Annotated in this window: 23 protein-coding genes, 1 pseudogene and 1 riboswitch; of the genes and pseudogenes, 16 read left to right on the forward strand and 8 right to left on the reverse strand. The window is 69.4% G+C overall.

All coding sequences use genetic code 11. From position 1 onward, the window contains the following. Positions 1-29: 29 nt before the first annotated feature. Positions 30-209: riboswitch (cobalamin riboswitch) on the forward strand. Between the two features lie 75 nt (positions 210-284). The 4 genes from ACWGDB_RS07675 (at position 285) to ACWGDB_RS07690 (ending at position 5,338) form a co-directional block, all read left to right on the forward strand. After that, positions 285-1,277 (forward strand): ABC transporter substrate-binding protein, encoded by a 993-nt coding sequence (locus tag ACWGDB_RS07675; RefSeq protein ID WP_453821649.1) that lies wholly within the window; start codon positions 285-287, stop codon positions 1,275-1,277. Continuing rightward, complete coding sequence (locus ACWGDB_RS07680) at positions 1,274-2,389, forward strand: FecCD family ABC transporter permease (protein ID WP_453821579.1); 1,116 nt, start codon at positions 1,274-1,276, stop codon at positions 2,387-2,389. The genes ACWGDB_RS07675 and ACWGDB_RS07680 overlap by 4 nt, the downstream gene beginning before the upstream one ends. Continuing rightward, complete coding sequence (locus ACWGDB_RS07685; protein ID WP_453821580.1) at positions 2,386-3,204, forward strand: ABC transporter ATP-binding protein; 819 nt, start codon at positions 2,386-2,388, stop codon at positions 3,202-3,204. The genes ACWGDB_RS07680 and ACWGDB_RS07685 overlap by 4 nt, the downstream gene beginning before the upstream one ends. A gap of 163 nt (positions 3,205-3,367) precedes the next feature. Further along, positions 3,368-5,338 (forward strand): potassium transporter Kup, encoded by a 1,971-nt coding sequence (locus tag ACWGDB_RS07690; protein WP_453821581.1) that lies wholly within the window; start codon positions 3,368-3,370, stop codon positions 5,336-5,338. A gap of 151 nt (positions 5,339-5,489) precedes the next feature. Here the strand turns inward: ACWGDB_RS07690 and ACWGDB_RS07695 are convergent, their stop codons facing one another. From ACWGDB_RS07695 to ACWGDB_RS07710, 4 genes are read right to left on the reverse strand one after another with little or no spacing between them, the layout of a single operon-like run. Further along, entirely contained in the window at positions 5,490-6,422 is a 933-nt protein-coding gene (locus tag ACWGDB_RS07695; protein WP_453821582.1) for an ABC transporter substrate-binding protein, read from the reverse strand. Between the two features lie 39 nt (positions 6,423-6,461). Continuing rightward, complete coding sequence (locus ACWGDB_RS07700; RefSeq protein ID WP_383611621.1) at positions 6,462-7,151, reverse strand: ABC transporter permease; 690 nt, start codon at positions 7,149-7,151, stop codon at positions 6,462-6,464. Beyond that, entirely contained in the window at positions 7,148-7,813 is a 666-nt protein-coding gene (locus ACWGDB_RS07705; protein WP_453821583.1) for an ABC transporter permease, read from the reverse strand. Before ACWGDB_RS07705 ends, ACWGDB_RS07700 begins: the two co-directional genes overlap by 4 nt. Then, on the reverse strand, positions 7,810-9,069 hold the full coding sequence (locus tag ACWGDB_RS07710; RefSeq protein WP_453821584.1) for an ATP-binding cassette domain-containing protein: 1,260 nt from the start codon (positions 9,067-9,069) through the stop codon (positions 7,810-7,812). The genes ACWGDB_RS07705 and ACWGDB_RS07710 overlap by 4 nt, the downstream gene beginning before the upstream one ends. Positions 9,070-9,254: 185 nt before the next feature. On the opposite strand from ACWGDB_RS07710, the gene ACWGDB_RS07715 reads away from it, so the two are divergent. The 6 genes from ACWGDB_RS07715 to ACWGDB_RS07740 all read left to right on the forward strand — a co-directional run bounded on the left by ACWGDB_RS07715 (position 9,255) and on the right by ACWGDB_RS07740 (position 14,974). Beyond that, entirely contained in the window at positions 9,255-10,256 is a 1,002-nt protein-coding gene (locus ACWGDB_RS07715) for an ornithine cyclodeaminase family protein (RefSeq protein WP_453821585.1), read from the forward strand. Beyond that, positions 10,253-11,800 (forward strand): HAL/PAL/TAL family ammonia-lyase, encoded by a 1,548-nt coding sequence (locus ACWGDB_RS07720; protein ID WP_453821586.1) that lies wholly within the window; start codon positions 10,253-10,255, stop codon positions 11,798-11,800. Before ACWGDB_RS07715 ends, ACWGDB_RS07720 begins: the two co-directional genes overlap by 4 nt. A gap of 116 nt (positions 11,801-11,916) precedes the next feature. Continuing rightward, on the forward strand, positions 11,917-12,540 hold the full coding sequence (locus ACWGDB_RS07725) for a histidine phosphatase family protein (RefSeq protein WP_453821587.1): 624 nt from the start codon (positions 11,917-11,919) through the stop codon (positions 12,538-12,540). A gap of 48 nt (positions 12,541-12,588) precedes the next feature. Further along, the gene (locus ACWGDB_RS07730; RefSeq protein ID WP_453821650.1) at positions 12,589-12,981 is read left to right on the forward strand and encodes a hypothetical protein; all 393 of its coding nucleotides are present in this window, start codon (positions 12,589-12,591) and stop codon (positions 12,979-12,981) included. A gap of 164 nt (positions 12,982-13,145) precedes the next feature. Next, a complete protein-coding gene (locus ACWGDB_RS07735; RefSeq protein ID WP_453821588.1) occupies positions 13,146-14,069 on the forward strand; it encodes an LLM class F420-dependent oxidoreductase in 924 nt (307 codons plus the stop codon). 80 nt (positions 14,070-14,149) lie between these two features. Next, positions 14,150-14,974: a DUF1684 domain-containing protein gene (locus ACWGDB_RS07740; RefSeq protein ID WP_453821589.1), complete on the forward strand. Its 825-nt coding sequence runs from the start codon at positions 14,150-14,152 to the stop codon at positions 14,972-14,974. A 22-nt stretch (positions 14,975-14,996) separates the two neighbouring features. Here ACWGDB_RS07740 and ACWGDB_RS07745 read toward each other — a convergent pair. Both ACWGDB_RS07745 and ACWGDB_RS07750 read right to left on the reverse strand, forming a co-directional pair. Further along, positions 14,997-15,165, reverse strand: a pseudogene (locus tag ACWGDB_RS07745) (cupin domain-containing protein); the annotation flags it as partial. Further along, positions 15,162-15,542, reverse strand: coding sequence for a winged helix-turn-helix transcriptional regulator (locus ACWGDB_RS07750; RefSeq protein WP_453821590.1), 381 nt, complete (start codon positions 15,540-15,542; stop codon positions 15,162-15,164). The gene ACWGDB_RS07750 and the pseudogene ACWGDB_RS07745, both read right to left, overlap by 4 nt. A 73-nt stretch (positions 15,543-15,615) precedes the next feature. Between ACWGDB_RS07750 and ACWGDB_RS07755 the strand changes: the two genes are divergently transcribed. The 3 genes from ACWGDB_RS07755 (at position 15,616) to ACWGDB_RS07765 (ending at position 18,118) form a co-directional block, all read left to right on the forward strand. Then, on the forward strand, positions 15,616-16,269 hold the full coding sequence (locus ACWGDB_RS07755; RefSeq protein ID WP_453821591.1) for an NADPH-dependent F420 reductase: 654 nt from the start codon (positions 15,616-15,618) through the stop codon (positions 16,267-16,269). A gap of 249 nt (positions 16,270-16,518) precedes the next feature. Beyond that, on the forward strand, positions 16,519-17,508 hold the full coding sequence (locus ACWGDB_RS07760) for an ornithine cyclodeaminase family protein (protein ID WP_453821651.1): 990 nt from the start codon (positions 16,519-16,521) through the stop codon (positions 17,506-17,508). Positions 17,509-17,683: 175 nt separating this feature from the next. After that, positions 17,684-18,118 carry a hypothetical protein gene (locus ACWGDB_RS07765; RefSeq protein ID WP_453821592.1) on the forward strand — a complete coding sequence of 145 codons (435 nt, stop codon included), beginning with the start codon at positions 17,684-17,686 and terminating at the stop codon, positions 18,116-18,118. A gap of 323 nt (positions 18,119-18,441) precedes the next feature. Here the strand turns inward: ACWGDB_RS07765 and ACWGDB_RS07770 are convergent, their stop codons facing one another. Continuing rightward, complete coding sequence (locus ACWGDB_RS07770; RefSeq protein WP_453821593.1) at positions 18,442-19,308, reverse strand: GNAT family N-acetyltransferase; 867 nt, start codon at positions 19,306-19,308, stop codon at positions 18,442-18,444. A gap of 123 nt (positions 19,309-19,431) precedes the next feature. Further along, positions 19,432-20,277: an RNA polymerase sigma factor SigF gene (locus ACWGDB_RS07775; protein WP_453821594.1), complete on the reverse strand. Its 846-nt coding sequence runs from the start codon at positions 20,275-20,277 to the stop codon at positions 19,432-19,434. 265 nt (positions 20,278-20,542) lie between these two features. Here ACWGDB_RS07775 and ACWGDB_RS07780 point away from each other — a divergent pair, with 265 nt between their 5' ends. The 3 genes from ACWGDB_RS07780 (at position 20,543) to ACWGDB_RS07790 (ending at position 22,412) form a co-directional block, all read left to right on the forward strand. Then, positions 20,543-20,977, forward strand: coding sequence for an ATP-binding protein (locus tag ACWGDB_RS07780; protein WP_453821595.1), 435 nt, complete (start codon positions 20,543-20,545; stop codon positions 20,975-20,977). A gap of 221 nt (positions 20,978-21,198) precedes the next feature. Further along, complete coding sequence (locus ACWGDB_RS07785) at positions 21,199-21,483, forward strand: hypothetical protein (protein WP_453821596.1); 285 nt, start codon at positions 21,199-21,201, stop codon at positions 21,481-21,483. Next, the gene (locus tag ACWGDB_RS07790) at positions 21,477-22,412 is read left to right on the forward strand and encodes an anti-sigma factor RsbA family regulatory protein (RefSeq protein WP_453821597.1); all 936 of its coding nucleotides are present in this window, start codon (positions 21,477-21,479) and stop codon (positions 22,410-22,412) included. Before ACWGDB_RS07785 ends, ACWGDB_RS07790 begins: the two co-directional genes overlap by 7 nt. Positions 22,413-22,512: the final 100 nt, after the last annotated feature.

Below are 22,512 nucleotides of genomic sequence, written 5' to 3' on the forward strand. Positions count from 1 at the left end.
CCTCGCACGCTCTGTTGACCTCGACTTGAGGGAACGTAATATCACCGGGTCATCGCCGCGACGGGAGACAGGAAGCCGGTGCGAGTCCGGCACGGTCCCGCCACTGTGACCGGGGAGCGTCCCTCTCGACACGCCACCGCGCGCCGCGCGGCAAGGCAGGGGGACGTAGATCCGGGAGTCAGGACACTGGCCTGTCGCGGGCCCGTTCCGAGGAGCGCGGACTCCCCAGGAGGCTCTACGTGTCCAACGCGCCAGCGCGTCCCCATGCCCTTCTCCCCACCCGCCTGCGCGGCGCCGCCCTGCGCACCGCGGCCGTGGCCCTGTCGGCGACCCTGCTGACGGCGGGCTGCGGCTCGTCCGGCACCGCCCAGGATCCGAAGGCCGCGGCGTCGTCGCGCAAGGGCTTCCCCGTCACGATCGACAACTGCGGCGTGAAGACGACCTACGACCGGCCGCCGTCGCGGGTGGTCACCATCCACCAGCACCCGGCGGAGCTGATGCTCTCCCTCGGGCTCAAGGACCGCATGGTGGGCACCGCCTTCCCCGACTCGGACGTGCTGCCCGCGCTGGCGAAGGACTACGAGGCCGTCCCCGAACTCGCCGCGAAGGAACCGTCCTTCGAGAAGATCCTCGACACCGAGCCCGACCTGGTCTACGGCGGCTACGGCAGCGCGTTCGACGAGAACGAGGGCCGCTCCCGCGAGGCGTTCGCCGACGCCGGCATCGACACCTATCTCAACCGCGAGTACTGCGGCAAGAAGCAGGTGACGATGAAGGACACGTACGACGAGATCCGCACCGTCGGCAAGATCTTCGGTGTCTCCGACCGGGCCACCGAGCTGACCGCCGACCTGCAGAGCCGGGTCGACAAGGCCGCCACCGCCGTCGAGGACGAGCCGCGGGTGCCCGTATTCGTGTACGACAGCGGCGACAAGACGGCGTTCACCGCGGGCGGCAAGAGCCTCGGCACCGAACTGATCCGCCTGGCCGGCGGCAAGAACGTCTTCGCCGACCTGGACGACGTCTTCGGGGACGTCTCCTGGGAACAGGTCGTCGAGCGCAAGCCGGAGGTCATCGCCATCTACGACTACGCCGATGCCGGAAGCGTCGAGCAGAAGAAGAAGTTCCTGCTCGCCCAGCCCGCCCTCGCCGACGTGCCGGCCATCAGGAACAAGCGGTTCGTGGTCCTGCCGCTCACCGCGACCCTGGTCGGCGTCCGGTCGGCGTATGCCGTGGAGGACCTGGCCCGCGGCCTGCACCCCGAGAGCTTCCGGTGACGGCTTCCGCCACGGACACGCCGAGTGACGCGGCAGCCCGGCGCCCGCCACGGAGTCAGCGGCGGGCGGGCCGGGGGAACCTCGCGGCCGCCCTGATCGTCCTCGCCGCCCTGCTGGTGGTCTCGGCCACCGTGGGCCTGGCCGTCGGGTCGGTGCAGGTACCGCCCGGGCAGGTGTGGGGCATCGTGACGCATGCGCTGGGCGCCGACTGGACGCAGCCCGACTGGTCGCGGGCGCGGGAGACCATCGTGCTGGACGTGCGGGCGCCGCGTGTGCTGCTCGGGGCTGTGACCGGTGCGGGGCTCGCGGTGGTGGGCACCGCCATGCAGGCCCTGGTGCGTAACCCGCTCGCCGAGCCGTACCTGCTGGGAGTGTCCTCGGGAGCGTCTCTGGGCGCGGTCTCGGTGATCGTGTTCGGGGCCAGTCTGTTCGGCCCCGTGTCCCTGTCGGCGGCCGCGTTCCTCGGCGCGCTGGGCGCGCTGCTGCTCGTCTACGCCACCGCGCGCACCGGCGGCCGGATCACCTCGGTGCGGCTCGTGCTCTCGGGGGTGGCGATCGCGGCGGTGCTCACCGCGCTGCTCGACCTGCTGCTGCTCACCACCGACCGGGGCAACGAGGCCCGCGCGGTCCTCGCCTGGACCCTGGGCGGCCTCGGCGGCGTGAACTGGGGCACCCTGTGGCTGCCCAGCGCGGGCCTGCTGGTCGGCATCGCCGTGCTCATGGTGCAGGCCCGCAACCTGAACCTGCTGCTGGCAGGCGAGGAACCCGCCACCACCATGGGGTTGGACGTGGCCCGCTTCCGCGCCCGCATGTTCGTGCTGCTCTCCCTGGTCACCGGTGTGCTGGTGGCGGCGGCCGGACCGATCGGCTTCGTCGGCCTGATGCTGCCGCACATCGTGCGCCTCTTCGTCGGCGGCGACCACCGGCGCGTCCTGCCGACGGCCGCGCTCGGCGGAGCGGTGTTCCTCATCTGGGCCGACATCGCGGCACGTACGGTCGCCGCGCCCCTCGAGATCCCGGTGGGGGTGCTCACGGCGCTGTGCGGCGGACCGTTCTTCCTGTGGCTGATGCGCCGGGACGCCCGGCGGAGCACCGACCGAGGAGTGGCATGACCGCGACCGAACTCGTCGTCGACGGTGTCACGCTCACCGCGGGTGCGCACCGCCTGGTTAAGGACGTCTCCCTCGTCGCCCGCGCCGGCGAGGTGATCGGCCTGGTCGGCCCGAACGGCAGCGGCAAGTCCAGCCTGCTGCGCTCCGTCTACCGTGTCCTGCGACCCGCCGACGGCCAGGTCCGCGTCGACGGCACCGACGCCTGGTCGCTGCCCGTGCGACGGCTGGCCCGTACCGTGGCGGCAGTGGTACAGGAGTCGGGCGCGGACTTCGATCTGACGGTCCGCGAGGTCGTCGCCATGGGCCGTACGCCGCACAAACGGCTGCTGGACGGTGACACGGCCGAGGACGCCGCGTTGATCGATTCAGCCCTCACGACGGTCGACGTGACCGACCTGGCCGACCGCCCCTTCGACAGCCTCTCCGGCGGCGAACGCCAACGCGTGGTGATCGCCCGGGCGCTCGCCCAGCAGCCCTCACTCCTGGTCCTCGACGAACCGACCAACCACCTCGACATACGCCACCAGTTGCAAGTCCTCGGTGCCCTGAGGCACCTGCCCGCCACGGTCCTGGTAGCCCTGCACGACCTCAACCTGGCCGCGTACTACTGCGATCGCCTCTACGTCCTGAACGACGGCGAGGTCACCGCATCCGGCACTCCGGCCGACGTCCTCACGCCGCGGCTGCTGGCCGAGGTGTACGGAGTGGAGAGCGAGGTCGTGATCCATCCACGCACGGGCGCACCCCAGGTGACTTTCCTCCCGGGGAACCCGCATCCGGCTGCTCCTGCCCAGGTGGGCCATTCCACAGCGTGATCAGGCGATCTCGCGCGGGCGAACGCTTCCTCGCGCAGCACCGGGACAGCAGTCGCCCGCTACGCCGATGCCGCGCCCTTACCGCCGGTTGTGCCACGGGATGGGTATCGTCCGCCCCGATGCCCCGGGTCCGCGGCTGAGCGCCCGTTCGAGGAGGAGCACCATGGACGATCGTCGGCAGGGAACCGCGCCGGATGACGAATCCGCGTCGCGGGCTGTGGACGCCCGTCGGACGAACGCGCGCGACACCGTGCGCCTCGCAGTGGTCGTCGGGGCTCTCGGTGTGGTCTTCGGCGACATCGGGACCAGTCCGATCTACACCCTGCAGACGGTGTTCAACCCCGAGGACCCGCACCCCGTCCCGGTCAGCACGGACAACGTGTTCGGGGTGGTGTCCCTGGTGTTCTGGTCGGTCATGATCATCGTGACGGTCACCTACATCCTGCTCGCGATGCGCGCCGACAACGACGGTGAGGGCGGCATCATGGCCCTCATCACCCTGCTGCGGCGGTGGAACGCCCAGCGCGGCCGCAGAGCCGCCGGCGTCCTGGCCGCGCTCGGCATCTTCGGCGCGTCGCTGTTCTTCGGGGACAGCATGATCACCCCGGCGATCTCGGTGCTGTCCGCGGTCGAGGGGCTCAAGGTCGTCGAGCCGTCCTTCGAGGACGCGGTCGTGCCCATCACCGCGGTGATCATCGTGCTGCTGTTCCTGGTGCAGCGCCGGGGCACCGCGGCGGTGGGCAGGATCTTCGGGCCCGTCATGATCGCCTGGTTCCTGGCCATCGGCGCGTGCGGCATCGTCGGCATCACCGACCACCCGGACATCCTCAAGGCCCTGTCGCCGACGTACGCGCTGGGCTTCCTGTTCGGCCATTGGGGCACGGCCTTCTTCGCCCTGGCCGCGATCGTCCTCGCGGTCACCGGCGCCGAGGCGCTGTACGCGGACATGGGGCACTTCGGCCGCCGCGCGATCACCCGGGGCTGGCTGTTCCTCGTCCTGCCCGCCTGTGTCCTCAGCTACATGGGTCAGGGCGCGCTGATCCTCGACGACCCGGACAACATCAGCAGCCCGTTCTTCCTGCTCGTGCCCGACTGGGGACGCTGGCCGATGGTGGTCCTGGCGACGGCGGCGACCGTGATCGCCTCCCAGGCGGTGATCACCGGCGCGTACTCGGTCGCCTCCCAGGCCGCCCAGCTCGGCTATCTGCCGCGACTGCGTATCGCTCACACCTCCGAGTCGACGATCGGTCAGATCTACGTCCCCTGGATCAACTGGCTGCTGATGGTCTCGGTCCTCACCCTGGTCTTCGCCTTCCGCTCCTCTGCGGAGCTGGCCTACGCGTTCGGCATGGCGGTCACCGGCACCATCACCATCACCACCCTGCTGTTCTTCTACGTCGCCCACGCCAAGTGGGGTACGCCCAAGTGGCTGCTCGTCCTCGGCGGGGGCGTGCTCCTCTTCGTCGACCTGCTGTTCGTGGCGGCCAACATGACCAAGCTCGTGCACGGCGCGTGGCTTCCGCTGCTCATCGGCCTCATCGCGTTCACGGTCATGACGACCTGGCAGCGTGGCCGCGAACTCGTCACCGCGGAACGAGCACGCCAGGAGGGCCCGTTGCCCGAGTTCATCGAGCATCTGCGCACAGGGCAGGAGCAGGCGGTCACGGCGCCCGGCACGGCCGTCTTTCTCAACCGGGGCAAGGAGACCGCGCCGCTGGCAATGCGGGCCAACGTCGAGCACAACCATGTCCGGCACGAGCAGGTCGTGATCATCGCCCTGCAGACCGAGCCGGTGCCCCGTGTCCCGGCCGACCAGCGGATCGTCGTGGACGACCTGGGCTACGCCGACGACGGGATCATCCACGTGACCGCCCGGTTCGGTTACATGGAGACACCGGACGTGCCCGGCACACTGGCGATGCTCGATCCGGCCGATACCGAAGGCCCGTTGCAGCTCGACGAGGCGTCCTACTTCCTGTCGAAGATCGAGATCCGGCGCGGGAAGGCACGGACGATGGCCCCTTGGCGCAAGCGGCTGTTCATCGCCACCTCCTACATCACCGCCGACGCCGCCGAGTACTTCAGCCTGCCCCGCGACCGCACGGTCATCATGGGCTCGCACATCGAGGTCTAGGACCAGTCAGCTGCGCCGACCGCAACGGGGGCCGCACCCTGGGCTCGCCTCGGTGCTCAAGCTCGGCACCGCAGTGCGGTCCTGACCAGTCCCCGCACTCCCGCCCCGAATGTGGGGAGGAGTACGGGGGCGAACGGTGTCGGACGAGCCGTCAGGTCGCGAGACCGGACTTCGTCAGCCATTCCTTCGCGACGGTGCCGGCGTCCTCCTTGTCGTTGACGAGCTTCTTCATCATCTCCAGCAGGTCCTCGGTGGTGAGCTTGGCCGAGACGCCGTTGAGTGCCGCCTTCGCCGTGTCGTTGACCGCGGACTTGTGGACCAGGGGCGTGACGTTCTGCGAGGCGAAGAGGCTCTTCGGGTCCTCCAGCACCACCAGCTTGTCCTCGATGATGGCGGGATCGGTGGTGTAGATGTTGGCGGCCTGCACCTTGCCCGAGCCCAGCAGCTTCAGCAGGGTGCTCTGGGCACCCGCGTCGAGCGGCTGGAACTTCCCGAACTCGACGCCGTAGACGCTCTTCAGACCGACCCACCCCTGCGTACGGGTCTTGAACTCCGAGCCGGCACCGATCGTCCAGTCCCCCGCGACCGGCTTGAGGTCGGCGATGGTCTTGAGGTTGTACTTCTTGGCCGTCTCGGCGGTGACCGTGACCGAGTCCTTGTCCTGGGCCTCGGCGGAGTCGAGGATCTCCACCGACGACGGGAGCTTCTTCTTCAGCTCGGCGTTGACGGCCTCCGTGCTGGTCGCCGTGCTCTTCTTGTCGACCGCCACCGCCAGCAGGGCGCCGTTGTACTCCGGGAAGACCTGGATGCCTCCCTTGACCACCTGGTCGTAGTAGACCTCACGGGCCCCGATGTCGAACTTACGGGTCACCTTCAGGCCCTTGGCCTCCAGAGCCTCGGCGTAGATCTCGGCAAGCAGCTGGCTCTCGGGGAAGTTCGCCGAGCCGACGACGATGGCCTTGCCGTCGCCGCTGTCGCCGCCGCTGCCCGTCAGCGGGTTGTCATCGCTGTCGCCACCGCCGCACGCGGTCAGCGACAGTGCGGCGATCAGAGCGAAGGCGGCGCCGCGGTGGATGCCTGTCATGGGTGTTTCCTTTCTCTGAGCCCGGGGGCTCGGTACAACTCAGGACTTGGACGCCGAGACCCTGAGGCCCGGCGAGACGATGACGCGCCGCAGCGCGGTGAAGAGGATCTGGACGACGAGCGCCAGGCCGACGACGACGGCCGAGCCGCCGATGACCAGTTCGTAGTCGTTGCGGGACAGCCCGTCGACGATGAAGCGGCCCAGGCCGCCGAGACCCGGATAGGCCGCGATGGTCGCGGTGGCCACGACCTGGATGGCGGCGACCCTGAGGCCGAGCAGGATCAGCGGCAGCGCCATCGGTACCTCCACCCGTGCCAGGACCTCCCACTCGGTCATGCCGACCCCGCGCGCGGCATCCCGGGTGGCGGGGTCCACACCCCGGACTCCTTCGAAGGTGTTGATGAGGATCGGGGGGATCGCGAGTGCGACCAGGGCGACCAGGACCGGTGTGGTGCTGAGCCCGGCGAGCGTGACGACGAGGACCACCAGGCCGAAGGTGGGGACCGCACGGGCGAGGTTGGCGACACTGGCCACGGCGAACGCCCCGCGGCCGGTGTGCCCGACGAGCAGCCCGAGCGTCAGCCCGATCAGGGCGGCGAACAGCAGCGACAGCCCGCTGTAGGTGAGGTGCTCCAGGAGCCGCTGCGGGATTCCCTCCGCACCGTGCCACTGCTTGGAGGACGTCAACCAGTCCCCCACGAGCCCGAGTTGGTTCAGCAGATCGTTCATTTCGCCGTCACCTTGCTCCGGGACCAAGGGGTGAGCAGCCGCTGCGTCAGGACCAGCAGCGCGTCGGTGGCCAGCGCCAGCAGCATGATCAGCGCGATCGCGGTGACGATCGGGGTCGGGAAGTCGAGTTGGAGGCCTCGGGTGATGTAGTAGCCGAGACCGCCCTGCCCGATCAGCTGCCCCACGGCGACGAGGCTGATGGACGAGACGGCGGCGACGCGTACGCCGGCGATGACGACGGGTACGGCGATCGGCAGTTCCACTTGGACGACACGGCGTACCGGGGCGAATCCCAGCGCAGTGGCCGCCTGGCGGACCGGTTCGGGGACCGAGGCAAGCCCGTCCACGACGTTCGGCACCAGGACCGACAGCGTGTAGAGCGTCAGCGGGATCAACACGCTACGTTCCGTCAGGCCGGTGTACTTGACGAAGATCATGAACAGGGCCAGTGACGGGATCGAGTACAGGATGTTGGCCACGGTCAGCACCGGTGCGTACAGCCACCGCCAGCGGTGGCAGAGGATGCCGAGCGGTACCGAGACGATCAGCCCGAACAGCACCGGCAGCAGGCCGAGTCGCAGGTGGATCCCGGTGTAGTCGGCCAGCTCGCCGATGTGGTCGCCGATCCAGGCCCATCGGACCAGCGGTTCACCGTCGCTCATCGTTCACCACCGCCAGGGCTGCCGGCACCGGCCGCGTCCTCGGTCTTCGCGTCCCTGGTCCTGGCGTCCCCGGCCTTTGAGATCCCGGATTCCGGGCCGCTGTCCTTGGTGACCTCGGGCGCCGCGTCCACGGCCGCCGCCTCCCCCGCCTCCGCCGCTTCGGGTACTTCGGCGGCGGCTGCCACGGCGGACAGTTCGTGCGCGTCCGCGACACCGACAACCGCGCCGTCCGCGTCCACGCCCACCGCGAGCCGGGCCGGCGACAGGAGCGCCGAGTCGAGAGCGGCTCGCGCCGAGTCGCCGACAAGGCTGAAGGTGTGGCCGAGCGGTGTGAGAGGCACGTCGGCGAGGGTGCCGCTCTCCGGCAGCTCCAGGACCGCGGCCCAGCCGAGCGGTCGCCCTTCGTCGTCGACGACGAGCACCCACGGCTCGTCCGCAGCCCTGGCCCGCGTCACGGGAGAGGAAGCGGGCAGCACCGGACCGTCACGCAGGGGCACTTCGGCCGCCTTGACGAAGGACAGCCGACGAATTCCCCGGTCCTGCCCGACGAAGCCGGCCACGAAATCGTCGGCCGGGTGAGCAAGCAGCCGCTCGGGGGTGTCGAACTGCGCGAGCCTGCCGCCGGTTCGGAACACCGCTATGTTGTCGCCGAGTTTGATCGCCTCGTCGATGTCGTGTGTGACGAACACGATCGTCTTGTGCAGCTCCTTTTGCAGCCGTATGAACTCCGCCTGCAATTCGGCCCGCACGATCGGGTCGACCGCGCTGAACGGCTCGTCCATCAGCAGCACCGGCGGATCGGCGCCCAGCGCCCTGGCCACCCCGACGCGTTGCTGCTGCCCGCCGGAGAGCTGGTTCGGGTAGCGTCCCGCCATCTCGGCCGGCAGGCCCACCAGTTCCAGTAGCTCCGCCGCCCGCGCCCGCGCCTTCTTCCGGCTCCAGCCGAGCAGCAGCGGCACGGTGGCGATGTTGTCGAGGATGGTCCGGTGCGGGAACAGCCCGGCGTGCTGGATCACGTAGCCGATGCCGCGGCGCAGCTCGGGGGCATTGACCTCCCGGATGTCCCGGCCGCGCAGGCTCACCGTCCCGGCCGTGGGCTCCACCATGCGGTTGATCATGCGCAGCGTCGTGGTCTTGCCGCAGCCGGAGGGACCGACCAGGACCGTGATGCCGCCCTCGGCGAAGTCCAGGGACAAGTCATCCACGGCCGTGGTGCCGTTCGGATAGTTCTTGCTCACCGCGTCGAATCTGATCAAGACTGCCCCTCACCTGACTGCATATGCATATGCAGATTTTCGAGTGAGTGAATGGCAGTCAATGGCCCACCGTGAACGCACTGTTACGTTCGTACGAAATCAGGCCACGGGCGCCCGGAATGCCCACGTTCCACGACTGATGTGCCACACACAATTGGCCAGCTCAGACGCAAGGGAGACACCCCATGGAACCGGTCTGGTTCACCTTCCTGAACGGCTCGGACATCACACAGCTCGAGCTGACCGACAACGAAATACTCGACGCCGTCGAGGACGGGCTGCGCGCCCAGGGCGTCGGGGAAACGGTCATCGAACCGCGCGTCCACCTGGTGCCCGATCCCGCGTTCAACGGCCACTTCAATGTCCTGCGCGGCTACATGGCGCCGCTCGCACTGGCCGGTGTCAAGATCGTGGGCGACTACCTGGGCAACTACCGGCAGGGCCTGCCCTCCGAGATGGCACTGCTCAACCTCTTCGACCCGCGCACCGGTATGCCGGTGGCCATCCTCGACGCCACCGCCCTCACCGAGATGCGCACCGGCGCCCTGACCGCGCTCGGGGCGCGGCATCTGGCCCGCCCGGACGCCAAGGTGCTCGGGCACATCGGCGCCCGCGCCACGTCGTACTGGAACGTCCGCCTGCTCGACCGGATCTTCGACCTCACCGAGATCCGCGTCCACTCGCGCCGTCCCGAGAGCCGGAAGGCCTTCGCCGAGCGGCTCGAGCGGGAACTCGGCAAGCCCGTCGTCGTCACCGAGGACTGGAAGACCTGCGTGGAAGGCGCGGACATCGTGGTGGAGGCCTCCCGGCTGGAGCGCCCGGAACCGCTGCTGAAGACCGAGTGGATCGCCCCCGGCTCCCTGGTCGTGCCCTACGGAACGAACAGCGCCGTCGAACTCTCCCTCACGGATGTCATGGACAAGATCGTCGTCGACGACTGGGGCCAGGCGCACGCCGGACCGTTCGGCGCGCTGCGCGCACACGTCGACAGCGGCAGACTCGACAAGACCAGTCTGCACGCCGAGTTGGGCCAGATCGTCGCCGGCAGCAAGCCCGGCCGGGAGAGCGCCGACGAGACGAACCTGTTCTGGCACCGCGGGCTTTCCCTCTCCGACATCGCGCTGGGCGCGGCCATGCTGAAGAAGGCCGAAGAGCGCGGCCTCGGCCAGAAGCTGCGGTTCTCGTGACAGGGGTCGTCATCGACGGGCGGACCCTGTCCTACGACGATGTCGTCGCCGTCGCCCACCACGGAGCCGAGGTCGTCCTGGCGGACGAGGTGCTCCCCCGCCTCACCCGCGAGCGGGCCGTCGTCGACGACGTCGTCGACCGCCAGGTGCCGACGTACGGGCTGACGACGGGGCTGGGCACCCGCTCGTCGTACGCACTGCCCCGTGACGAACTGCAGGAGTTCAGCGTCCGCACCGTCCGGGGACGGGCCAACGCGGTCGGCGACCCGCTGCCGGTCCCTCTCGTTCGGGCTGCCCTCCTCGCCCGCGTCAACGGCATCGCGGGCGGCGGCAGCGGGGTACGGCCGGAGATCCCGACGCTCCTCGTGGCCATGCTCAACACACGGGTGCATCCCGTGATCCCCGAGGTGGGGTCGATCGGCGCCTCCGATCTGTGTCAGATGGCCCACGTCGGCCTGGTCGTCCTCGGTGAGGGCAGGGCCGAGTTCGCCGGCCAGGTGCTCGACGGCGGCACGGCACTGCGGCAGGCCGGCCTCAACCCTGCCGGACTGGGCCCCAAGGACGGACATGTGCTGTGCAGCGCGAGCCCACTGGCGGCCGGACAGGGGGCCCTGGCCCTGCACGAGGCACCCGCTCTCCTCACCCTGGCCCAGGCGGTCACGGCTCTGACCTACGAGGGGTTCCGGGCGAACACGAGCCCGCTCGACGCCCGCGTACTGGGTCTGCGACCCGCCCCCGGCCAGTCCCGCGCGGCGGGCGAACTGCTCGCACTGCTCGACGGCGGTCAGCTGAGTGACCCCCGGCACGCGCGCCGGGTCCAGGACCCCATCAGCCTGCGCTGCGCGGCCCAGGTGCACGGGGCGCTGCACGCCGCCCTGGACTTCGCCGACGCCTCGCTCCGACCCGAGCTCAACGGCTGCGGCGACAATCCGGTGGTACTGCCCGACACCGGCGAGATCCTCTCCTCCGGCAACTTCCACACCCCGGCCCTGGCCCTCGCCTTCGACACCCTCGCACTGGCCCTGACGCAGACCGCCTCGCTCTCCGCCGAGCGCATGCGGCGCCTGCTCGACCCCGCCGTGAGCGGACTGCCCGCGAACCTCTCGCCGTACGGCCCGGAGCGCTCGGGCTTCGCACCGCTGGCCAAGACGGCGCAGGCACTCGTCGCCGAGATCCGCATGCTGTCCGTACCCGTGTCCACCGACCCCCGCCATGGCGCCGACGCCGTCGAGGACGACTCGACGAATGCGGCGCTCGGGGCACGGCGGCTGGCCACGATCCTCGTCCGACTACGGCAACTGCTCGCCGTGGAGGCCGTCGTTGCCGCCCAGGCCGTGGACCTGGCCGCTCCGCCCACCCTGGGACGAGGACCTCGGCTGCTGCACCGCGCGATCCGGGAGATCGTGCCCCGCCTGGACGACGACCGGTCCTGCGGGGTGGACGTGGAAGCCGTGCACCGCGACGTGCTGGGTTCCGACGACCTCCGGAGCGCACTGCGCAGCATGCTGGAAGGGGCATCGACCGTCGTGGGAGGAGCGTCCTGACCAACGGCGACGTGCACCAGCCTCTGTGGACCCCGTGATGGGTGGATGGAACCGGCGCTGGAGGAGGCGGCGTCCATTGATGCACAAGATCGCCAGTGGGTGCAGAGGAGTTCGACATGACCGGCACGGCCACCCGTTACCTCTATCTCGTCCGGCACGGTGAGGCGTGGCCGGACGAGAGCGGGCTGGCAGAGAGCGGCCGTCGGCAAGCCACGCTCCTCGGTCGACGCCTGCAAGACATCCCCCTTGCAGCTGTTCACCACGGTCCGCTGCCCCGGGCGGAGCAGACTGCGGGCCTGATTGGCGACCATCTGAAGAACGTCTCTCTGAACGTCTCGGAAGTTGCCGGTGACTACGTGCCCTACCTGCCGGGCAAGGATGAGCTGCCGACGGAATCGGCGGACTTCTACCTCCGCTTTCTCGCCGGCACCACTGATGAGGAGCGGGAGCAGGGACCTGCGTTGGCCCGCCAGGCGCTGGATCTGTTCACCGGGCCGGTGGACGGCGAAGAGGACCGGCACGAACTGGTCGTCACCCACAACTTCCTGGTTGCCTGGCTCGTCCGGGACGCCATGCATGCGCCGAAGTGGCGTTGGCTCGGTCTCAACTACTGCAACGCGGCACTTACGGTCATCCGATACGCGCCCAGTCGGCCGGCCTCCGTCCTCCTGTCCAACGACATGCGTCACCTGCCGGCCGAGCTGCGCTGGACGGGGTTTCCTCCCGAGTTGCACATCTGAACCTGTGGACGACTCGGCTGTTCGCGATGCCACTACGCTGGAGCCGTGATGATCAGGGGGGCAGGAAAACGATGGCTCACCGCCGCACTGACCACTTCTGCGGTACTCACCTCGGGGTGTACGGCCTCGGTCGACACTGACGAGCTGCCCGGCGTGTATCGCAACGACGCGACCGATAGCGAGATCCGTCTCGAATCCGACAAGACGTTCTCTGCCACTGATGTGTCGACAGACTCGACCTCCGGCCCCAGCGACTTCCACGGCCGATGGGAGTTCGTCGACAGCAGCTCGTCCAGCGACTTCATCTACCTGACGGTCGATGACGGTGGACTCGGTAGGACCAGCGGCGTCCAGCTCTACACGAGCGGCCGAGGGACGGTTGAGTTCGGGGCTCCGGACGAGCCGCCGTCCCTTGTGCTCACCAGGGTGGCCGCGCCGTAGATCCTGCGTGCCCCGTCCGGCGCGTGGTGGCCTCACTCCCGTCGCTGACCAATCAGACAGAACCTGGACGTCGTTGTCCGACCCGAGTCCTGTACACATGACTGACAAGAAGCTGTCACACACGGACCGGAATGCAGGTTCGGCCGGGGCCCGTTGTGACTGGCATGACTGTTGGAGTAGTGCTCAACACGCCCGACGCACAGAACCAGGTCGACACCAGCGTGCAGTTGGCCCAGGAGGCCGCGGACGTGGGTCTGCGGTCGGCCTGGTTCGGCCAGACCTTCGGCGCGGACTCGCCCCAGCTCGCGGCGATCGTCGGGCGTGCGGTGCCCGGACTGCAGGTGGGCTCCTCCGCACTCCCCGTCTTCGGCCGCCACCCGCTGATCGTCTCCAGCCAGGCCCAGACCGCCCAGGCGGCGACCCACGGCCGCTACCACCTCGGGCTGGCCCTGGGTACGAAGCTGCTGACGGAGACCGGCGTCGGCCTGCCCTTCGAGCGCCCCATCGCGCGTCTGCGTGAATTCCTCACCGCACTCCGGCAGCTGACACAGACCGGCACAGCCGACTTCCACGGCGAGCTGCTCACCGCCGCCACCCCGATTCCGGCGCGCGTACCGGGCGCCGAGAACGGCGTTCCCGTACTGGTCGCCGCAATGGGGCCCCAGGCACTGCGGGTCAGCGGGGAGCTTGCGGACGGGATCCTGCCCTACCTGGCGGGACCGCGTGCCCTGGCGGAGCACATCGTCCCTGCCCTCACCGCCGCGGCCGAAGCTGCCGGCCGGCCCACACCCAGGATCGTGGCTCTGGTGCACGGCGTGGTCACGGACGACGTGGATGCAGTACGGACCAGGGCCACCGAGAACCTCGCGTTCTACGAACAGATCCCGTCCTACGCACGGGTCATCGAACTCTCCGGTGGCCGGCGGGCCGCCGACCTGGCCGTGATCGGCGACGAAAAGGCGGTCGAGGCCGAGGTACGCCGCTACCGCGACGCGGGCGCCACCGAGGTCGTGTTCTCGGGCACCGAGATCGCTGGAGAAGCGGACCGCCGGCGCACCTGGGCGCTCCTCGGCGAACTGGCCGACTGAGTACGTCCGTCGGGCCGAGGCCCCGACACCTGCCCCGTACCCCCGAGCGAGGCCACATCTCGCGTGACGAAGGAGAACTCATGACCACCGAGGCGACCACAACGGACCTCCACGCCTTCACCGAGGACTGGCTGGAGTGGCACCGCGCCCAAGAAGCCCGGCTCGCCGACCCGCACGGGTTCCTGGCGGTCACCGGTCTGCACTGGCTCGACGACCGGCCCCAGCGATTCCCCGACGCACCCGGCGCGTGGCACACCGGCCCCGACGGGGTCGTCGTGAATCTCGACGACGGCGAGGAACTGATCGTCGACGGAACGCCGGTGCGGGGCGAACACCGCTTCGGTGTCCTTCCCGAGCGCGGCGGCGTCGACGCGGTCTGGGGAGACGCCGTCATCGAGGTCGCCAAACGTGGCGGCAACGACATCGTGCGCCCCCGGCACCCGGACGCGCCGCTGCTCACGACCTTCACCGGCACACCGGCCTACGACCCCGACCCGCGCTGGGCCGTGACGGGACGGTACATCCCCTTCGACGAGCCGCGCCCGACCACCGTGGGCGCCGCGGTCGAGGGGCTTGAGCACGTGTACGACGCGCCGGGCAGGGTCGAGTTCGAACTGGAGGGGCGCCGACTGTCCCTGACGGCCTTCCCCGGGCATGTGGCGGGCCGGCTGACGGTGCTGTTCACCGACGCGACCTCCGGGGTCACCACCTACGCCGCCAACCGGGCGCTGGCCATCGAGCCGCCCGGCGCCGACGGCACGGTCGTCCTGGACTTCAACCGCGCCACGAACCTGCCGTGCGCCTACACGGACCTGGCCACCTGCCCGCTGCCGCCGGCCGAGAACCGGCTGCCGGTGGCGATCGAGGCGGGTCAGAAGATCCCCCGCGAGCGCGGCGGATCCTGAGCCGGCCGGCCGACAGCCCAGGTCAGTCCTCCTGGCGCCCCAGTACGCATAGGTGCGGAAGGTCCACGGCAATCGCCTCCTGCGTACTGCGGGCGATGGCCACCACGGCATCCTCGGTGGGGTCCGGATTCTCCTCACGGTGCGGCAGGAACGGCGGGGACGAAGATGTGGTCGCCGGGAGACCGGTCTAGCCAGTGTGAGGGGACTCCTGCATGGTCGCGGTGCATTCCGCGTCCTGGGCCGCCATGACCTCGTCACCGTGCTCGAAAGCCCACGCCCCGATGGCGTCGATGGGGGCCAACAAGGTCCGTCCCAGAGCCGTGAGTCGGTACTCGACCCGCGGTGGGGCCCCGGGATGGGCGTGCCGTGCCACCAGGCCGTTGAACTGCAGGCGGCGCAACGTCTCGGTGAGGACCTTGGAGCTGATGCCCCCGATCCGCTCCCGCAGTTCGACGGGGCGCCTGGGGCCGTCGCGCAGCGCCCAGAGCACCACCGCGTTCCAGGTGTTGGAGAACAGGTCGAAGGCGAGGCGGGCGCGGCAGTCGGCGAGGAAGGCATCGGTCGTCACTTACCAAATGGTGCCCGAGAGGCTCCCTAGCGTCGTGCTGAACGGTCGAAGCAGGCGGGGAGAGGAACGCGTGATGAGAATCGGCGTGCTGGGAACAGGCAACATGGCGGACGCGCTCGCCACTCAATGGGCGCGGGCCGGGCACGAGGTGACCATCGGTGCACGGGACGCACACAAGGCGCAGCGACTGGCGACACGTATCGGAGGCAGCACGGCGCCTGCCAGTCTCCGTGAGGCGGCCGAGTTCGGTGAGGTGGTGCTGGTCGCGCTGCCCTTCGGGGCAGGGGCGGTCGTCGTCCGGGAGCTACGGGCATCGTTGGACGACAGGGTCCTGCTCGACTGTTCGAATCCGGTCGGGCCGGGTTTCCGACTGCTGACGGAAGGAGGCCCCTCGGCGGCGCAGCAGCTGGCCGCGGCGGCACCGGGAGCTCATGTGGTCAAGGCGTTCAATCTCTGTCACGAGGATGTCTGGCGCATGCGGCCACCGGTCTTCGAGGGACGGCCACTGGCCGTTCCCGTCTGTGGGGACAGCGAGGCGGCTCTCGCGCATGTACGTGAGTTGGTGCGGGATGTGGGCTGCGAGCCCCTGGCCGGCGGCGGCCTCGAACGGGCGGGGCTCCTGGAGGCGACCGCCGCGCTGTTCATCGCCCTGTGGGTCGGCCAAGGAGCGGATGCTCAGGCGATCGCGCCGCCGCTTGCCTATGCCACTGGGCCGAGTGGCGAGTGAGCGGAAGCAGTTTTCAGCGGGCGAGCCGCTCGCGGACCCACGGAAGTGCATGTACGGCATCACGGAAGCGGGCAATTCGCCCGTGGGTGCCAGGGGCCGGCACAGCATGCAGATGAACGAACCTGCCCAGTGTGTACGGATGAACATGCTCAAGGGGGACGGCGTCGCGTCACAGCAGGGGAAAGAGCCGTAGGACAACGCTTGACCGACCAGCCGACGGGCGCGACTGCCCCTCAGGAGGTTTTCCGGATGCTTGTGCTCGGGCGCTCGCAGGTCGAGGCCCTCATCGATTTGGACGCGCTGATCGACGCCCTGGCCCCTGCCATGGCGGACCTCAGCTCGGGCAGCGCCTCGGCACCGGCCCGGATCGCGGCGCTCGTGCCCGAGCAGGAAGGCTTCCTGGCCGCCATGCCCGGCTATGTGCCATCGGCCGATGTGCTCATGGCCAAGCTGGTCTCCCTCTTCCCCGGCAATGCCGGGACTCCACTGCCGACCCATCAAGCGGCCATCCTCGTGTTCGACTCGGCCACCGGCGAACCTGCCGCGCTGTTGGACGGTACGGCCATCACCGCTGCACGGACCGCTGCCTGTTCGGCGCTGTCGGCACGATTGCTGGCGCGCGAGGACGCGACGCTACTCGCGGTCCTGGGTACCGGAGTTCAGGCCCGATCCCACGTCCGTGCGCTGTGCCGGGTCCGTCCCATCCGCGAGGTCCGAATCGCCGGCCGAGTCCCGGCGAAAGCAGCTGACCTCGCTGCAGAGCTGTCAACGGAGCTGGACGTCGAAGTGCGGGCTGTGCCCACCTACATCGAGGCGCTCGACGGTGCCCACATCGCCGCGGCGACCACCCACGCCCTCGAACCCGTGGTCCGCCGTCCCTGGCTGGCTCCTGGAGTGCACGTCACGTCGGTGGGCTACAACCCGGCCGGCCGTGAGATCGACGACGACACGATCGCCGATGCGCTCGTGTGCGTCGAATCGCGACAAGCCGCGCTGGCTCCCTTCCCTGCCGGCAGCAACGACCTGCTGATGCCCATCCGGCACGGCGTCATCACGCCCGAGCACGTGCATACCGAGTTGGGCGAACTCATCACCGGCCACAAACCGGGCCGCACCACACCCAGCCAGATCACCCTGTACAAGTCGGTTGGGGTGGCCGTCCAGGATGCCGTCGCCGCCGCATTGGTCGTCACCGCCGCCCGCGCGGAGTCGGTCGGCGAGTACGTCACACTGGCGTGATGCCGACGTTCGGCCCGGGCATTCACCGGTGGGCGGCAACCAGGCGGCGAACTCGTGACCCACCGCGGGGCGCAGGTGGCCCAAGCGGTGCCCGGTGAACCAGAGTCGAGCCGGAGCCAGTCCGGAAACGCGGCCATGCTCGAACATGTTTGCTGCCGGAGGATACGGCAACGCGATGTCCATGAGCCCATCGAACAATGACACCAGTCAAGACTCCGTATCCGCGAAGGAAGCGGCGGCCAAGGCTCGTCGCACCACGTCGCGGGCGACCGCTCCAGCATCGAAGGCGGCGGGCAAGGCTGCCGACAAGACCGGCGACGCGGCGTCAGCCGCCGCGGGAACGGCAGAACGGACAGCCGCGGCAACCAGCGCGGTCGCCCACAATGCAGCCCAGCGCGTCGAGGCCGGCCGCCAGGCCGTCGTCGCCGCCTCCGGGCAGGCCGTCGCCCTCGCCAAGACAACCTGGACGCTCATCGCCAACCGCAAGATCGTCGTCGCGAGCGCCGGCGCCGGACTGACCGCGCTGGGCGCGGCCTCGTACGCGGCGGGTCGGCGTGCGGGCCGACGCACACTGGGTCCGATCACCCGCATGACCGGCGGCCGGATCTGACAAGCACGTCACCCTGTCCGCACAGCGGGCAAGGCGCTGCCGCAGGAGGGCGGCGACGACCTCGCACCACCGACTTCGGCGCTTCGAGGTGGTTGGCTGGTTTGTACGGCCGACTGATGATCATTCGCGCAGGACGTCGTTGGTATGCGCTATGCGGATGACGGATGGAACCGCCCTCTTCTGCCGGGCTCCCTCGGAGCCGGAGCAGTGGACGTCCGATCGAGCCGAGAGCAGAGCCTCGTGCGGCTGCCGCACGAGGCTCTGGCGCGTATGGCCGCCGTACGAGGTGCTGCGGCATGGTGAGAAGGTCCGCAGACCCGCCGTCAGACCTTCCGGATCCGGTCGGCGATCTCCGGCCTCGCCGCGAACCCGGCCGCCTTGTACGTGGCGACGCCGCCGACGTTGGAGCTCGGTGTGCACACGCGCACGCTTGACGAGCCCATCTCCCGCAGTGCGGCCGCCCCGGCGACGGTGATCGCCCGGCCATAGCCGCGGCCGCGGTGGTCCGTGTGGACGCCCATCGGCTCGACCAGTCCTGGTTTCCCCGGGCCGGCCGACCAGACCGTCACCACCGCCGCGGGGTTGCCTTGGTCGTCGTAAGCACCCAGGCAGCGGGCGTCGGCGTAGAACGGTGCCGCGGACATCTGGTGCCGGTACTCGCGCGTGGGCTTCGTGGTGTTGAACGCGGACCGCAGGACGTCGGCGAAGTCCTGTGCCTGCTCCAAGCCGATCTCCTTGATCCGCACGCCGGGGTCCTCCACCGCTTCGGCGAGGTCGCGGAAGAGCGGCGTCCACGGCTCGTCGACGCCCCAGCCCTCCTTGGTCAACAGGTCGTGGAGCAGCAGGCCCTGCGGCGCCTCGACGGACACCGCTCCTTCCGGCAGCACGCCGCGCCCGGGCAGCGAGAAGTCCTCGACGAGTCGCCGCGCCAAGTCCTCGTCGCGGAAGGCGTCGGAAGCTACCGTCATCCGCACGAGCGTCGGCGAATCCAGCATCCCGACGGCGAGGATCCGTCCGTTCCGGCTCCAGGTCCGTAGTGCCGCGGCGGTCTCGGCCGTTCCGAACCGGTAGTTCCAGCCGATGTCTCCGGGATGCAGCTGCATCGGCGTTTCGTCGTGCTGCCACTCCCGCAGCGCCGCAATGACCTCGCGCACTCCGTCGGCCGTCGGCGTTCCCAGCACCATCGTCATAGCCGGGATCAGACACCCCGTCCCGGTGGCCTGCAACCGAATAACTGACCAGGCGCTTCAAGGTGATGGTGGCGGAAGGTCGTCGCTCACCTTCACCTACGCAGTCCCGCCGACTGGCCGGCGTCAGTGATTCGTGAGCATGCCTTCACGCAGACGGGCGAGGGTACGGGACAGCAGACGGGAGACGTGCATCTGCGAGACGCCCAGAAGCTCGCCGATCTGGGCCTGGGTGAGTTCCTCCACGAACCGCATGTGGATGATCTGCCGGTCCCGCTCGTCGAGTTCGGCGATCAGCGGGGCCAAGGCGTGGAAGTCCTCCACCAGCTCCAGAGCGCTGTCCTCGGTGCCGATGAAGTCCTGCAGTGCCGATTCGCCGTCCTCGCTGCCGCCGATGGTGGCGTCCAGGGAGGAGGAGTTGTAGCCGTTCGCGGCAAGGCGGGCCTCTTGCACCTCTTCCTCGGAAAGGCTCATCAATTCCGCCAGCTCTGTCACCGTCGGGGTGCGCCCCAGACGACTGCTCAGCTCCTCCGTGGCGCGCGCGAGCTGGACGCGGGCTTCCTGCAACCGACGCGGGACATGGACGGCCCAGGTGGTGTCCCGGAAGAACCGCTTGATCTCACCCACGATGTAGGGGATGGCGAACGACGTGAACTCGACCTCGCGGGACAGGTCGAACCGGTCGATCGCCTTGATCAGACCGATCATGCCGACCTGGACGATGTCCTCCATCTCCTCCGGCCCGCGACTGCGGAACCGGCCGGCCGCGAAGCGGACCAGGGACAGGTTCATCTCGATCAGCGTGTTCCGCGCGTAGCTGTACTCCGGCGTGCCCTCCTCCAGCACCGCAAGCTGATCGAAGAACACCTTGGACAGCTCGCGAGCATCCTTCGGCGCCACCTGAGAGGGATCGGCGACCTCCGGCAGCTCGCTGGTCTGCGTATGCGCTCCAGGCATGCTCGTTATCGCCATGATGTCCTCTCCCAAAACCGCGGCAGCAGCTGCCGCTTGAACGGCTGATGACGCGCCTACCCCGTCGTTCCGGCCTCACACCCGCAACCATGCGAAACGTGGGACCAGCGCCGAACCCGGCGCGGCGTGGAGCAGCATGCAGACGCGCCGACTCAAGCCGCGGCTCACACGGCGCGAACCCGCCACGGGCTTCGGCGACATGAAGGTGAGAAGCTGCACTTTCCGGGCACACGGACCACGGACATTGTTGGCCCGGAGGAGACAAATGGCGCAGGACATGAGAGCTGCGGGATGGGCGCGTTCGCTGCCGATGAGCAGTGGAGTGAAGACGGCCAGGGACTGGACGCGCGGTCATCTGGCGGCGCTCGGGTGGGAACGGACAGCGCCCGATCTGGTGGACTCGGTCGTCCTGGCCGTGTCCGAGCTGGTCACCAACGCGCACATCCACGCCCACAGCGCGGCGCAACTCATCCTCACCCGGGACGAGGATTGCTTGCACGTGACAGTGCATGACGCCTCGAATCAGCTGCCCGAACAGCGCCACGCCGACAACGAGGCCCCCGGTGGACGTGGGCTGTTCCTGGTCGACGCCGTCGCCCAGGACGTGGCAACACGCCGTTGCCCCCGCGGCAAGGACGTCACGGCCTGCTTCGAGCCGCCGCCCGCACCCGCCTCGCCGGATGCGGGCAGCAAGGGGTGAGGGCCGGGATCGACGTGGCGGGAGGTCGCTCCGCGAGATCCGGATGACGGCCCCAAGCCGGAACAACCTGGACGCCCCGGACCATCGCCCGGGGCCTCCCGCGTCATCCCCGGCTTCACTCCGGAACAGCCGGCACCAGCAGTTGTGGTGAACGGTTCATGCCGTGGCGCTGCGCGAGAGAGACTGTTCTCAGCCCGGCATGTGACTGGAGGTGACAGAAAATGGGTGGTTCGCCGGAGGCTGATGGAACGGCATCACTGCCCACCCCGCCCGACGGTGAGTTGGCCCTGTCACCTCTGTCCGGTGATAGCGGGTGGCGGGTGGCCGGTGAGATCACGCTGGCCACGCGCCGAGATGGGGAGCAGATGCTGGACGGACTCGTTCGGAGCGATGCGCCGGTGTGTCATCTGGAACTGTCCGTCACTGAGCGGCCACCTGCCAGTATGTGGCGGCTGCTGGAGATGTTCTGGCCGAAGCTGCACGCGATCGAGGTGGTGTCATGTTGACCAGATCGGCTGCCACCGAACCGTTCGTGCACCCAGCACTGTTCTACCGGGGCGAGCAGGAGTACCTCGAAGGAACCGTCCCCTTCATCCGCGATGGACTCAAAGGCGGGGAGCCGGTGGCGGTCGCCGTGCCGGGCCGGAACTTGGCCATGCTCAAGGACGCTCTGGGCGCTGACGCAGGATCCGTACGCTTCATGGACATGACCGAAGCCGGCCGCAACCCGGGGCGGATCATCCCGACCGTGCTCCGCGCCTTCGCCGACGCACACCCTGCCACACGGGTCCGGATCATCGGGGAGCCGATCTGGCCCGGCCGCAGCAGCCTGGAGTACCCGGCCTGCGCCCAACACGAGGCACTGATCAACCCCGCCTTCCAAGGCCGGGAAGCGACCATCCTGTGCCCCTACGACGCCGACCGGCTCGAGGAACGCGTCCTCACCGACGCGTACGCCACCCACCCGCTGATCGTCTGTGGCCCATCCCAACTTCCGAGCCCGTCCTTTGCCCCCGGGCACATCGTGGAGCTGTACAACCAGCCGCTGGGGCCGGTGCCGACGTCGGCCCCAGCGCGGGAGTTCGGTGCACAGGAGCTGTCGGCCACACGGCACTTCGCCGTCGAGCGTGCGGCACAGCTCGGGCTGCAGGGGGTGCGTCTGGAGGATCTCGCGCTGGCGGTGGCCGAGCTCACCACCAACAGCGTCGTACACGGAGGCGGTTCCGGCACCGTGCGAGTGTGGGCGCAGGACATTCAGGTGGTGTGCGAGGTCAGCGACCGCGGGTATCTGAGCGATCCGCTGGCCGGGCGCCGCCCGCCCACCCGTGACCAGCGGGGAGGCAGGGGCCTCATGCTCGTGCATTGCGTCGCAGACCTCGTGCGTGTTCACACCGACGTTGACGGCACGGTCATCCGGTTCTACATCGACCGCTAGGGGGCGCCCGCACTCCTCAGCTTTCATAGCCGTGAAGCCAACACCGGGCCGGCAGGGATCGGCCGCGCCAGTGCGATGTAATCCCCGCCGTCGCCCTCAC

The organism is Streptomyces sp. NPDC055013, assembly GCF_053608645.1.

Coding starts and splice junctions, on each gene's coding strand:
- ACWGDB_RS07685 (WP_453821580.1), top strand. CDS start 2,386: ATGACCGCGACCGAACTCGTCGTCGACGGTGTCACGCTCACCGCGGGT.
- ACWGDB_RS07690 (WP_453821581.1), top strand. CDS start 3,368: ATGGACGATCGTCGGCAGGGAACCGCGCCGGATGACGAATCCGCGTCG.
- ACWGDB_RS07695 (WP_453821582.1), bottom strand. CDS start 6,422: ATGACAGGCATCCACCGCGGCGCCGCCTTCGCTCTGATCGCCGCACTG.
- ACWGDB_RS07700 (WP_383611621.1), bottom strand. CDS start 7,151: ATGAACGATCTGCTGAACCAACTCGGGCTCGTGGGGGACTGGTTGACG.
- ACWGDB_RS07705 (WP_453821583.1), bottom strand. CDS start 7,813: ATGAGCGACGGTGAACCGCTGGTCCGATGGGCCTGGATCGGCGACCAC.
- ACWGDB_RS07715 (WP_453821585.1), top strand. CDS start 9,255: ATGGAACCGGTCTGGTTCACCTTCCTGAACGGCTCGGACATCACACAG.
- ACWGDB_RS07725 (WP_453821587.1), top strand. CDS start 11,917: ATGACCGGCACGGCCACCCGTTACCTCTATCTCGTCCGGCACGGTGAG.
- ACWGDB_RS07730 (WP_453821650.1), top strand. CDS start 12,589: ATGATCAGGGGGGCAGGAAAACGATGGCTCACCGCCGCACTGACCACT.
- ACWGDB_RS07735 (WP_453821588.1), top strand. CDS start 13,146: ATGACTGTTGGAGTAGTGCTCAACACGCCCGACGCACAGAACCAGGTC.
- ACWGDB_RS07740 (WP_453821589.1), top strand. CDS start 14,150: ATGACCACCGAGGCGACCACAACGGACCTCCACGCCTTCACCGAGGAC.
- ACWGDB_RS07755 (WP_453821591.1), top strand. CDS start 15,616: ATGAGAATCGGCGTGCTGGGAACAGGCAACATGGCGGACGCGCTCGCC.
- ACWGDB_RS07760 (WP_453821651.1), top strand. CDS start 16,519: ATGCTTGTGCTCGGGCGCTCGCAGGTCGAGGCCCTCATCGATTTGGAC.
- ACWGDB_RS07765 (WP_453821592.1), top strand. CDS start 17,684: ATGTCCATGAGCCCATCGAACAATGACACCAGTCAAGACTCCGTATCC.
- ACWGDB_RS07770 (WP_453821593.1), bottom strand. CDS start 19,308: ATGACGATGGTGCTGGGAACGCCGACGGCCGACGGAGTGCGCGAGGTC.
- ACWGDB_RS07775 (WP_453821594.1), bottom strand. CDS start 20,277: ATGGCGATAACGAGCATGCCTGGAGCGCATACGCAGACCAGCGAGCTG.
- ACWGDB_RS07780 (WP_453821595.1), top strand. CDS start 20,543: ATGGCGCAGGACATGAGAGCTGCGGGATGGGCGCGTTCGCTGCCGATG.
- ACWGDB_RS07785 (WP_453821596.1), top strand. CDS start 21,199: ATGGGTGGTTCGCCGGAGGCTGATGGAACGGCATCACTGCCCACCCCG.
- ACWGDB_RS07790 (WP_453821597.1), top strand. CDS start 21,477: ATGTTGACCAGATCGGCTGCCACCGAACCGTTCGTGCACCCAGCACTG.